This is a genomic window from Bacillus sp. JK106, assembly GCF_053663355.1.
Map to the genome: position 1 here is coordinate 837,087 of NZ_JBSJQC010000002.1, position 11,945 is coordinate 849,031.

At 46.0% G+C, this 11,945-nt stretch carries 10 protein-coding genes; 9 read left to right on the forward strand and 1 reads right to left on the reverse strand.

The features are described 5' to 3' along the window. Positions 1-5: 5 nt before the first annotated feature. Entirely contained in the window at positions 6-1,883 is a 1,878-nt protein-coding gene (mutL, locus tag ACWJJS_RS09635) for a DNA mismatch repair endonuclease MutL (RefSeq protein ID WP_038463888.1), read from the forward strand. Between the two features lie 398 nt (positions 1,884-2,281). Here mutL and ACWJJS_RS09640 read toward each other — a convergent pair whose 3' ends face one another. Further along, positions 2,282-2,491, reverse strand: a complete 210-nt coding sequence (locus ACWJJS_RS09640) for a hypothetical protein (RefSeq protein ID WP_071391815.1) — start codon at positions 2,489-2,491, stop codon at positions 2,282-2,284. Positions 2,492-3,555: 1,064 nt separating this feature from the next. Between ACWJJS_RS09640 and ACWJJS_RS09645 the strand changes: the two genes are divergently transcribed. The 8 genes from ACWJJS_RS09645 to ACWJJS_RS09680 all read left to right on the forward strand — a co-directional run bounded on the left by ACWJJS_RS09645 (position 3,556) and on the right by ACWJJS_RS09680 (position 11,927). Beyond that, positions 3,556-4,233 (forward strand): MBL fold metallo-hydrolase, encoded by a 678-nt coding sequence (locus tag ACWJJS_RS09645; protein WP_038458061.1) that lies wholly within the window; start codon positions 3,556-3,558, stop codon positions 4,231-4,233. 314 nt (positions 4,234-4,547) lie between these two features. Then, positions 4,548-5,417, forward strand: coding sequence for an ACP S-malonyltransferase (fabD, locus tag ACWJJS_RS09650; RefSeq protein ID WP_454023508.1), 870 nt, complete (start codon positions 4,548-4,550; stop codon positions 5,415-5,417). 136 nt (positions 5,418-5,553) lie between these two features. Continuing rightward, positions 5,554-6,528, forward strand: a complete 975-nt coding sequence (locus tag ACWJJS_RS09655; protein ID WP_454023509.1) for an acyltransferase domain-containing protein — start codon at positions 5,554-5,556, stop codon at positions 6,526-6,528. Between the two features lies 1 nt (position 6,529). After that, complete coding sequence (gene fabD, locus ACWJJS_RS09660) at positions 6,530-8,770, forward strand: ACP S-malonyltransferase (protein ID WP_454023510.1); 2,241 nt, start codon at positions 6,530-6,532, stop codon at positions 8,768-8,770. A gap of 65 nt (positions 8,771-8,835) precedes the next feature. Continuing rightward, the gene (locus ACWJJS_RS09665) at positions 8,836-9,084 is read left to right on the forward strand and encodes an acyl carrier protein (RefSeq protein ID WP_017417810.1); all 249 of its coding nucleotides are present in this window, start codon (positions 8,836-8,838) and stop codon (positions 9,082-9,084) included. Positions 9,085-9,135: 51 nt separating this feature from the next. Beyond that, the gene (locus ACWJJS_RS09670) at positions 9,136-10,398 is read left to right on the forward strand and encodes a hydroxymethylglutaryl-CoA synthase family protein (RefSeq protein ID WP_454023511.1); all 1,263 of its coding nucleotides are present in this window, start codon (positions 9,136-9,138) and stop codon (positions 10,396-10,398) included. Further along, positions 10,395-11,168 carry an enoyl-CoA hydratase/isomerase gene (locus ACWJJS_RS09675; RefSeq protein WP_032874967.1) on the forward strand — a complete coding sequence of 258 codons (774 nt, stop codon included), beginning with the start codon at positions 10,395-10,397 and terminating at the stop codon, positions 11,166-11,168. The genes ACWJJS_RS09670 and ACWJJS_RS09675 overlap by 4 nt, the downstream gene beginning before the upstream one ends. A 9-nt stretch (positions 11,169-11,177) precedes the next feature. Continuing rightward, positions 11,178-11,927, forward strand: a complete 750-nt coding sequence (locus ACWJJS_RS09680; RefSeq protein ID WP_003154094.1) for a polyketide synthase — start codon at positions 11,178-11,180, stop codon at positions 11,925-11,927. The last annotated feature ends 18 nt before the right edge of the window (positions 11,928-11,945 follow it).

Sequence of the window (11,945 nt, forward strand, 5' to 3'; positions counted from 1 at the left end):
CGGACTTGGCAAAAGTCATCCAGCTGTCAGATGAACTCTCAAATAAAATAGCGGCCGGTGAGGTGGTCGAACGGCCTGCCTCAGTCGTTAAAGAATTGGTGGAAAACGCCATCGACGCAAACAGCACAGTCATTGAAATCGACATAGAGGAAGCGGGGCTTTCGTCGATTCGGGTGCTCGATAACGGCGAAGGTATGGAAACCGATGATTGCAAGCGGGCTTTCCGCCGCCACGCGACCAGCAAAATCAAAGATGAAAACGACCTGTTCCGGGTGAGAACACTCGGTTTCCGCGGAGAAGCTTTGCCAAGTATCGCGTCTGTTTCTCATCTGGAAATCAAAACGAGCATCGGCGAGGGAGCGGGAACCCATCTCATTCTTCAGGGCGGGAATATCATTTCTGAACAGAAATCCTCCAGCAGAAAAGGAACAGAGATTATCGTTACCAACCTGTTTTTCAATACACCCGCCAGATTGAAATATATGAAAACCGTGCATACGGAGCTCGGCAATATTACGGATGTCGTCAACCGGATTGCTCTTGCGCATCCGGAAGTATCCATCCGTCTCCGCCATCAGGGGAAAAATCTGCTGCAGACAAACGGTAACGGGGACGTGCGCCATGTGCTGGCCGCAATTTACGGGACGGCGGTTGCGAAAAAAATGATACCGCTCCATGTCAGCTCGCTTGATTTTGAAGTCAAGGGCTACATTGCACTTCCGGAAATCACGCGTGCATCCAGAAACTACATGTCATCTGTCATTAACGGAAGATACATTAAGAATTTCCCGCTTGTAAAAGCGGTGCATGAGGGCTATCACACACTTCTGCCGATCGGCCGCCATCCGATTACGTTTATCGAAATTACGATGGACCCGATTTTGGTCGATGTCAATGTCCATCCGTCGAAGCTTGAAGTCCGCCTCAGCAAAGAGACGGAGCTGCATGAGCTGATCCGTGACGGGATAAAGGAAGTGTTTCAAAAGCAGCGGCTTATTCCGAGCGCCCAGCTACCGAAAAAATCAGCGCCGGCACCGGCCAAAAACGAACAGCAATTTATGACATTCGAGGAAAGCGCGCCTGAGCGGAAACTTCCTGAAAAAACGCCTGAGCCGTCTTACTCACCGATGAAACTGAGTTCGGTCGTAAAAGAGCCTGAGCCGGTCATAGAAGAAGAGTCCCTGACGGATGAAGCAGGTCACGGAGTGCCGCCGAAGATCGGCATGCCGGTAACGGAAGCGCCTGTTTCCGATATTCCGGAGCCTGAAGTGGAGGCTGACTCTGAAGAAATACGGGAAGAAAGAGTTCCGGTGATGTATCCGATCGGCCAAATGCACGGGACATATATTTTAGCCCAAAACGAAAACGGCTTGTATATCATTGACCAGCATGCGGCGCAAGAACGGATTAAATACGAATATTTCCGGGAGAAAGTCGGGCAGGTCGAGCCTGAAGTACAGGATATGATCGTGCCGCTCACCTTTCATTATGCGGCAAATGAAGCGCTGATCATTGACCAGCATCAGCATGAGCTTGAAAGCGTCGGAGTATTTTTAGAAGCATTCGGCACGAACAGCTACATCGTCCGCTGCCATCCGGCCTGGTTTCCAAAAGGGGAAGAAGCTGAACTGATTGAAGAAATCATTCAGCAGGTGCTTGACGCCAAACAAATCGATATTAAAAAACTGCGGGAGGAAGCGGCCATTATGATGAGCTGCAAAGGCTCAATCAAAGCGAACCGCCATTTGCGCAACGACGAAATCAAAGCGCTCTTGGACGACCTGCGCCGAACGACAGACCCGTTCACATGCCCGCACGGCCGGCCGATCATTATCCATCACAGTACGTATGAGATGGAGAAGATGTTTAAGCGTGTGATGTAATAACAACGTTTATGTGAGACTAAACCGTTATTTACCCACAAGCAGCCTTACTAGTTTGAATGACCCAGCCTTTCAGAGATAACTTTTGAGTTTTTTAATTTCTGGCATAATTGTTGCATGGTATACCGTAAATCATGAAGATAATTTGTTTAACATCCAGCTGTTTTTCTGTCATATAAAAATTGTTTATGGGTAGTAATTGGGGTTGGCGATGTAGTATCCTGTGTTTGGTGGAACCGTCTATATCGTCAATTGACTGCATTAATAGTGAAATAATGGAGAAAACGATTCCTGAAAAATCTCATGCTATTTGTGAAGAATTTAAATAAAATTGGAATTTGGCGGGTTATACTATCCGCAAGTTAGTCAAGGGGGACTAGTAATTAGCCCCCTTATATTTAGTTCTTCCTGCATTTTTTTCTATTTTTGATTAAACTGAAAACCACTAAGAGAACTACACCGACAGCAACAATATAAAATGAAATTTCCGCTGCGGCGGTGTTAATATTCTTAAGGACAAGGATAAGCCCTATTAAAATTATAGGAATGATATAAGTTAGAATTCTTATAGCTTTTGGGCTCGGTTCAGCATTACTTTTATCTTCCATAGTTACCTCCGATCTTAAACACTTTAGAAAATAATCACTTTAAAGCTTAACACAGGATAAATTTGTTAAACACCAACAATAGCCCCGTTTAAGGAAAAGCATAAGAGTTTTAGTAATCCACAAAGTTGCTGCCGGGTTGCCAGTTACTTTTAGAGCATCCGCATAGCACGCATCTTCAACTGCACCAGTAAAATTGTCAATGATATTAAGAATTATTTCAAAACCGCCGATTCCACCCATAGCAGCTTTAACTTTAGTAGGTATTGCGTCCCAAGCTGCTCTCAGTGCTTTTATAGCTCAGGACAAATCACCTTGAACAGTAAACTCCGACCCATATCACATAGTCTATTTGTCTAAATCTTAATATTTACTTTTTACACTTAATGATTTTATGTTAGTTTTGTTTTTGCACAGTAAAAAGATAACTTTATTTAGCCCTAACAAAACATCTGAGCTCCTTGTCAATAATCACATATAAATCGTCTTCAACTGACGTCTTTTTACATGCGCGACGCTTTTGTGAATTGTTGCAGCTAGACTGGTTTTTGAACGGTTTTCTCGCAAAAGAAAAGAGTGTAAATTACGCCGTACTTTTCTCAGTTCAATTATGTTAATGTCAACATAACGTTGAATTCGGTGTAAGAACTAAGGTATTCTGATATATTTCGAGAGCCCGTGTGATTTAGTTTATCTTGAAGAAAAGGATTGAAATAATAATCTTAATTGCGGGTCATTTCTAAAAACTGATTATCTCCTCCGGCTGCTTCGCAATTGCTTTTCAAAACAAAAGCTCAATTTGTTTTATTTTTATCCGAAAATTATACCATCCTTCATTTTCTGAATAAAATTACCTAAAGAATTCATCTAAATGAACATCCTGATTTCCTGATATATCAGCATAGCAATTTGTAAAAATGGCCCAGACTGGTGCTTTTGGCGGGAGCAGAAAGTTTTTTTAACTTTACCGGAAAATCCATGGAAAAACGTGGTGTCATCTGGTAAAGTGGTTACAGTCGGCTGGGCGGCAGCAGTCTGCCCGGATCTTTTAAATGGGAATGGTGACAATGGATCATACATATGAAGTGCATCAAATCAAAACTTATCACCAGATGTGGTCCAACTATTGTTATATTATCGCAGACCGCTCAAAAAAATCTGCGATAGCGGTGGACCCGTCCTGGGAAATCGATAAAATAACCGATAAACTGCATGAATTGGATGTTGATTTATCAGCTATTTTATTAACACATTCGCATTATGACCATGTAAACTTGGCGGAGCCGCTTCAGCAAATCTATCATTCTGATATATACATGTCGTCGGCGGAAATCGATTTCTATCAATTCCGGTGCAGAAACTTAATAGCGCTTGAAGACGGACAAACCTTTGCGGCCGGAGGGTTTATCATCAGAAGTATATTGACCCCGGGACATACAGCCGGGGGAATGTGCTATTTGCTATCTGATCACCTTTTTACCGGTGACACCGTGTTTACAGAAGGGTGCGGTATATGTGAGGACAGGGGCAGCTCAGCTGAAGATATGTTTCACAGTATACAGAGGATCAAAGCCTCTATTCCGTCGCATGTGCGTGTGTATCCGGGGCACTCCTTCGGGGAGAAGCCGGGTCAAAAAATGGAGAGTCTTTTGAAAAACAATATTTACTTTCAGATTGAAAAAAAAGAACATTTCGTGAATTTCCGCAACAGAAAAAATCAAAAAGGGCTGTTTCATTTTAAGTAGCGTATAATTTGGTTCTATCTAACTAGTTTTTCTTTTAGGCCACGGAACTTCTGAATTGAAATGATAGTCATTGCTCGCTTTTTGGTGATGAATGGCTGAGTAACGGTAGTTTGCGGATAAAAGCGCCGGGCAGGCCGAATGGGACATTCTGCTTATGTCTATTCCAAAAGCCCTGAGTCCGCCTTCTGGCAGGGAAAAATAGGCATTATTCAGGATTCCGCATAGGATAAATTAACTTGACATGGTATTTTTGTGAAGTTACTATCAACTTGAACATGCTTCTTAACTGAATCCGAGAAAGGATGGCTGAGAAAATGATCACATACATATTCCCCGGACAAGGTTCTCAAAAGCAGGGAATGGGAAGCTCATTGTTTGATGAATTTAAAGACTTAACGGAGCAGGCTGATGAAACACTCGGATATTCCATGAAACGGCTTTGTCTTGAGAATCCGTATTCCAACCTTCACAAGACGCAGTTCACCCAGCCTGCTTTATATGTTGTAAACGCGTTAAGCTATTTGAAAAAAATCCAAGATAATGACATAAAGCCGGATTATGTGGCCGGCCACAGTTTGGGAGAATATAATGCGCTGTTTGCAGCAGGTGCTTTTGATTTTATTACCGGCCTGCAGCTTGTCCGTAAAAGAGGCGAATTAATGAGTATGGCCACTGACGGAAAAATGGCCGCCGTTATGGGGTTAACCGCAGCTCAAGTGTCAGACGCCCTTCAAACGCACGGATTACATACGATTGATATTGCCAATATGAATTCTCCTCACCAAGTTGTCATATCCGGACGCAAAGAAGACATTGAAAGAGCCAAAAGCGTATTCGAAGGATTAAAAGACGTTACGATGTTTCATCCGTTAAACGTCAGCGGCGCTTTTCACTCGAGATATATGAGCGAAGCAAAACAAGAGTTCGAAAATTTTTTACAGTCATTTCATTTTTCTGCTATATCAATTCCTGTCATTTCTAATGTGCATGCCAGACCTTATGAGCAAGACGGAATCCACTCCGTTCTGGCCGATCAGATCGACCACTCAGTGCGATGGAACGACAGCATCCGCTATCTGCTGGACAAAGGGCGGATGGAATTTGAAGAAGTCGGCCCGGGCCATGTGCTGACAGGACTTATTCACCGCATCAAAAAAGAAACTGAAGCTTCACCCGCCATGTAGCGGAACGCAAGTCAAAATTCTTATCTCACACAATAGTGCCAGCCATACAACATCACGACCACTTCACCTGCACACGACATCACGAAAAACGTACAAATCAATATTTTGAAAAAATAAAGAGCAAAAAGGAGAACAAATGAACCAGCCAATTGTTTTCATGTTTTCTGGACAGGGTTCCCAATACTATCAAATGGGGAAAGAGCTGTTTGCACATAACGCCGCTTTTCGGCAGAAAATGCTTGACTTGGACGATTTTGCAGTCAGCCGTTTCGGTTACTCTGTCCTGAAAGAGGTTTATCATACAGGCAATCGTCTGTCTGATCCATTTGACCGCCTTCTTTTCAGCCATCCTGCCATTTTTATGGCTGAGTACGCACTTGCATATGCTTTGGAGCAAAGAGGCATACGTCCCGATTATGTGATCGGAGCAAGCCTCGGAGAGTATGCAGCAGCCGCTGTATCGGGTGTGCTGAGCGCCGAGGATGCTTTAGATTGCGTGCTGGAACAGGCCCGAATCATTACGGAAACTTGCCGTAACGGCAGCATGCTTGCGATACTGGGTGATCCGGCTTTATATCAAGATGATCCGCTGCTCGGCGAACATAGTGAATTGGCATCTGTAAACTATCATTCTCACTTTGTCATCTCGGGAGAGCGGGAACATATCAAAAAGATCAGGGACGATCTGAGAGAGAAGCAGATTCCTCATCAGCTATTGCCGGTATCTTACGGGTTTCACTCAGCGCTGGTTGATCAGGCTGAACAGCCGTACAAGCGTTTTTTAGCTCAGAAATCAATCCGGACTCCGTTTATACCGTACATCTCCAGTGCGACCGGAGAGGCTGAGACCGATATACAAGCGGACTTTTTCTGGGATATTGTAAGAAAGCCGATTCGATTCCGCGAAGCGCTTCAATTCGCAGACAACCGCCAAAAAGGATTGTATATCGATGCCGGGCCTTCCGGAACGTTGGCCGCATTTGCCAAACAGATTCTTCCCGCAGGATCGGCTGAACGCATCCGTGCCATTATGACGCCGTTTCATAAAGAACAAACCCATTTGCAGCAAATAGAAGACAGTATTTTATCACCGCCCGGAAGGAGACTGTAAGATGATCAGCTTTGTTTTTCCAGGCCAAGGCTCGCAAAAAATAGGGATGGGAGAGGACCTGTTCGGCCGCTATCCTGAATTAACCGCAAAGGCCGATCACATTCTCGGATATTCCATTCAGGAGCTGTGCCGGGACGGAGAACGTCTCAATCAGACTCAATTCACTCAGCCGGCGCTCTATGTCGTCAATGCCCTCAGTTTTTTGAAAAAAACAGAAGAAACCGGCTTGAAACCGGATTTTACCGCCGGACACAGTTTAGGCGAATATAACGCGTTATACGCCTCGGGCGCCTTTGATTTTGAAGAAGGCCTACAGCTGGTCAAAAAAAGGGGCGAACTGATGAGTCGCGCAAAAGGAGGCGGCATGGCAGCGGTGATCGGCCTGACTCATGAGCAGGTGACGGATGTTTTAAAAGAGTATCACTTGCATATGATTGATATCGCCAACATGAACACACCGCAGCAAATTGTCATTTCCGGATATAAAGAAGATATTGAAAAAGCCGCATCCGTTTTTGAAGCCGTAAACGGCGTAAAAATGGTTCACCGCTTAAATGTCAGCGGCGCCTTTCATTCCAGATATATGATGGAAGCGAAGGAGGAGTTTTCACGGTTTGTTGAATCTTTCCAGTTTAAACCGCTGTCCATCCCGGTCATTTCAAATGTGACGGCAAGACCATATGAGCAAACCGAGCTGAAAGAGACACTCACCGGACAAATAACGGGATCGGTGAACTGGACAGACAGTATCCGTTTCTTAATGGGAAGAAAGAACATGAGTTTTGAGGAAATCGGTCCCGGAAAAGTGCTGACAGGGCTGATTCAAAGAATTACGGCTGAAGCGGAGCCGATAACAGATGAAATCAAAGTCCCGGCTGAGGCTGGAAAAAGCTCAATTACGGCGGCGTCTTTAGGAAATGAAGAGTTTAAGCGCGATTATCAATTGAAATACGCCTACTTGGCCGGCGGCATGTACCGCGGAATTTCTTCGAAGGAAATGGTCGTCAAACTGGCCGAAAAAGGAATGATGGGCTTTTTCGGAACGGGCGGTTTGAACATCGCGCACGTTGAGGACGCCATTTTGTCAATTCAGCATGAGCTTCGTGACAGCGGTTCCTTCGGTATTAATGTTGTACATAACATGAAGCATACAGATTCAGAAGAAAAAATGATTGATCTTTTACTGAAGCATGGGGTTCAGAACTTGGAAGCATCAGCATTTTTAACGGTTACTCCCGCTTTAGTAAGGTTTCGCGCTAAGGGGTTAAAACGCGGTGCCGGCGGACAAATAATAGCGCGTCAGCGGATTATCGCCAAGCTGTCCCGTCCGGAAGTAGCGGAAGCATTTCTCAGCCCGGCGCCTGATCACATTCTGCAGAAACTTGCAGCCGAAAACAAAATTACCGCTGAAGAAGCAAGTCTGATGAGAGAAATACCCGTTGCGCATGACATCTGCGTAGAGGCTGATTCAGGCGGCCACACTGACGGCGGAGTTGCTTACAGTCTCATGCCGGCGATCATCCGTTTACGAGATGAGATGATGAAAAAATACCGATACGGCAAAACCGTCCGCATCGGAGCCGCAGGGGGAATCGGGACGCCTGAGGCTGCTATGGCCGCATTTATGCTCGGCGCTGATTTTATTGTGACCGGATCCATTAACCAATGCACCGTTGAAGCAGCGACGAGCGGCCTTGTAAAGGATCTCCTGCAGCAGATGAATGTACAGGACACGGCCTACGCGCCGGCCGGCGATATGTTTGAATCAGGCAGCAAGGTGCAGGTATTAAAGAAAGGGCTGTTCTTTCCGACCCGGGCCTCTAAGCTGCATGAACTGTATCAGCGTCACCGCTCAATTGAAGAAATTGATGAAAAGACACTCAGACAAATAGAAGAGAAGTATTTTAAGGCAAGTGTAAGCAGTATTTATGACAAAGTGAAGGCTCATTATTCGAATGAAGACATTTCAAAAGCCGAACGGAATCCGAAACAGAAAATGGCGCTCATATTCAAATGGTATTTCAGGCAAAGCTCTGCTTCGGCGATTAAAGGAGACCCGGATGCCAAGGTAGACTTCCAGATTCATTGCGGCCCGGCATTAGGCGCCTTTAATCAATGGGTGAAAGGTACGGAGCTGGAGTCCTGGAAAAACCGCCATGCCGATGGTATCGGCCTTCGTCTTATGGAAGAGACGGCCTCGCTTTTGAATCAGAAGTTAGGCTCATTTCTGCAAACGTGTTGACAAGACGAAATGATAGATTGAAAACATGGAATATTCATAAAAGATGAAACAGGGAGGAACTGACAATGAGTGAAGAAAGAATCTTTGAATTGCTGCAGAACACAATCTACGAGGTATTGCCTGATTTAGAAGGCGAACAGCTTTCACAGGAAGACCGGTTAGTTGATCTGGGGGCGGACTCAGTGGACCGCGCCGAAATTATCACGATGATGCTTGAAGAATTATCACTGCAGATCCCGCGTGTTGAGCTGACTGGAGTGTCAAACATCGGCGAATTGGCGGCAAAGCTTTATGAAAAGGTACAGGCTGTCTGATAAAACGGTGAAAAAATCGGAAACTCAAAATTCATATTGGAGGCGAAGTTCATGGCGGCTGCCGGAATAGAAGCGATAAATGTGTTTGGCGGGACGGCATACCTTGATGTCATGCAGCTGGCGGAGTACAGAAACTTAGACCCTGCCAGATTTGAGAATTTACTGATGAAAGAAAAAGCGGTGGCGCTTCCGTACGAAGACCCCGTCACATTCGGCGTTAACGCGGCAAAGCCGATTATCGACCGATTGACAGAGGCTGAAAAAGACAGAATCGAGCTGCTGATTACCTGCTCGGAGTCCGGCATTGACTTCGGAAAATCACTCAGTACATATATTCATGATTACTTAGGCCTCAACCGGAACTGCCGTTTATTTGAACTGAAGCAGGCCTGTTATTCAGGAACGGCGGGTTTGCAGATGGCGCTTAACTTTATTTTGTCGCAGACATCCCCCGGAGCGAAGGCGCTTGTCGTCGCGACGGATATTTCCCGGTTTTTAATTGCCGAAGGCGGCGATGCGTTAAGCGAGGATTGGTCTTACGCCGAACCGAGCGCCGGAGCGGGTGCCGTCGCCTTATTGATCGGTGAAAATCCAATTGTATTTCAGGCGGATGCGGGCGCCAACGGCTATTACGGCTATGAAGTGATGGATACATGCCGTCCGATCCCGGACAGTGAAGCCGGTGACGCCGACTTGTCATTGATGTCTTATCTCGATTGCTGTGAACAGACATTTCACGAGTACAAAAACCGTGTGCCGGGCGCTGACTATAAAGAGACGTTTCACTATCTTGCTTTCCATACACCGTTTGGCGGCATGGTCAAAGGAGCTCACCGGACGATGATGCGCAAGCTTGCAAAAGCGAAAAACGCTGAGATCGAACAGGATTTTCAAACCAGGGTAGAGCCGGGGCTCCGCTACTGCCAAAGAGTCGGAAACATTATGGGGGCAGCCTCTTTACTGGCTCTTGCAAGCACGATTGACCAAGGGGCATTCGACACTTCTAAGCGGATCGGCTGTTTTTCGTACGGCTCCGGGTGCTGTTCAGAATTTTACAGCGGCGTTGTGACGCCTGAAGGACAAACGCGGCAGCATTCTTTCAAAATAGAAGAGCACCTGAACAACAGGTACAGGCTGTCCATGGAAGAATATGAAGAACTGTTTAAAGGCAGCGGTTTGGTGAAGTTTGGAACCCGGAATGTCAAATTGGATGTGAATATGATTCCGAACATTTTAGACCATCATACCGGAAGCCCTCGTTTGTATTTGGAAGAAATCACGGAATTTCATCGGAAATACAGGTGGATCCCGTGACCTATGAAACGATAAACGTCCGTTTTCAGCAAAATGTCTGCTTCATCACCTTTGATCGGCCTGAAGCCAACAATACGATTAATGAGTGTTTAGTGGAGGAATGCCTGCACGTTCTTTCTGAATGTGAAGACTCCGTGACCTCCGTAGTGCTTGAAGGGCAGCCGGAGGTATTTTGTTTCGGGGCGGATTTTGATGAGATGTACCGGAAAATGAGGCAGGGAATGCAGCATGCGGAATCGCAGGAGCCGCTTTACCGTTTGTGGCTGGCATTAAAATCCGGGCCGTACATCACAATCGCCCGCGTCCGCGGAAAAGTAAATGCGGGAGGTGTCGGTTTTGCCGCCGCCTGCGATATCGTCATTGCAGAGGAGAGTGCTTCGTTCAGTTTATCTGAACTGTTATTCGGACTTTATCCAGCCTGCGTTCTGCCGTTTTTAATTCAAAGAATCGGATTTCAAAAGGCGCATTATATGACGATTATGACAAAGCCCGTGCCGGCGCGCCAGGCGCTTGAATGGGGACTTTGTGACGTATGCGTCCCGGACTCAGCAACAGAGCTGAGAAAGCATTTGCTGCGCCTTCGCCCGCTGTCGAAAAAAGCAGTCATCCGCTATAAAAAATACATGGATTCCTTAAACGACCTTGTTCATCGTTCGAAATCCATTGCTCTAGCCGAAAATCAAGCGATGTTTTCAGATCCGGATAACCAATCAGCCATTTTCCGTTATGCAGAAACGGGGCGGCTTCCTTGGGAAACGGAGAACAGTTAGGAGGATATCATGCCGAACGCCGCAGTTGAACTGCTCGAAATTGAACCGGATATTATCCAAGTGACAATGCAGGATAAAGCCCATAAAAACGCCTTCTCCAAAGAACTGACGGATGGATTGATGGAAGCATTCACCCGTATAAAAAAATCGTCAGTCTATAAAGCTGTGATTTTAACAGGATACGGCCATTACTTTGCTTCCGGAGGCACACAGGAAGGCCTGCTCAGGATTCAGCAGGGCATCACGAAGTTTACGGAAGACCGCATGTACTCTTTGGCGCTGGAATGTGATATCCCAGTCATTTCCGCCATGCAGGGCCACGGAATCGGAGGCGGGTTTGTCATGGGGCTTTTCAGTGATTTTGTCATTTTAAGCAAAGAAAGCGTGTATACCGCAAACTTTATGAAATACGGTTTCACCCCCGGAATGGGGGCTACCTTTATCGTTCCGGAGAAGCTTGGGGCAAGCCTCGGCCATGAAATGCTGTTAAACGGCGGCCACTACCGCGGCGGTGATCTGGAGAAAAGAGGGGTGCCTTTTCCGGTGCTTCCGCGGCAGGAAGTATTAGACTATGCGCAGGAATTGGCCCGTGAGCTTGCGGAAAAACCGAGAAACTCTTTAATTACATTGAAAAGGCACTTGGTGACGCCGTTTCGCGAGCAGCTTCCGGCTGTCATTGAGAAGGAGTTAATCATGCACGATGAGACGTTTCATGATGATGAAGTGAAAAAACGAATCACGACGATGTACGGAGTATAAGACATACATCTTACATAC

Bases quoted from the DNA above. Each gene is read 5' to 3' on its own strand.
- fabD (WP_454023510.1), top strand. From the start codon at position 6,530: ATGATCAGCTTTGTTTTTCCAGGCCAAGGCTCGCAAAAAATAGGGATG.
- fabD (WP_454023508.1), top strand. From the start codon at position 4,548: ATGATCACATACATATTCCCCGGACAAGGTTCTCAAAAGCAGGGAATG.
- ACWJJS_RS09665 (WP_017417810.1), top strand. From the start codon at position 8,836: ATGAGTGAAGAAAGAATCTTTGAATTGCTGCAGAACACAATCTACGAG.
- ACWJJS_RS09680 (WP_003154094.1), top strand. From the start codon at position 11,178: ATGCCGAACGCCGCAGTTGAACTGCTCGAAATTGAACCGGATATTATC.
- ACWJJS_RS09670 (WP_454023511.1), top strand. From the start codon at position 9,136: ATGGCGGCTGCCGGAATAGAAGCGATAAATGTGTTTGGCGGGACGGCA.
- ACWJJS_RS09655 (WP_454023509.1), top strand. From the start codon at position 5,554: ATGAACCAGCCAATTGTTTTCATGTTTTCTGGACAGGGTTCCCAATAC.
- ACWJJS_RS09640 (WP_071391815.1), bottom strand. From the start codon at position 2,491: ATGGAAGATAAAAGTAATGCTGAACCGAGCCCAAAAGCTATAAGAATT.
- ACWJJS_RS09645 (WP_038458061.1), top strand. From the start codon at position 3,556: ATGGATCATACATATGAAGTGCATCAAATCAAAACTTATCACCAGATG.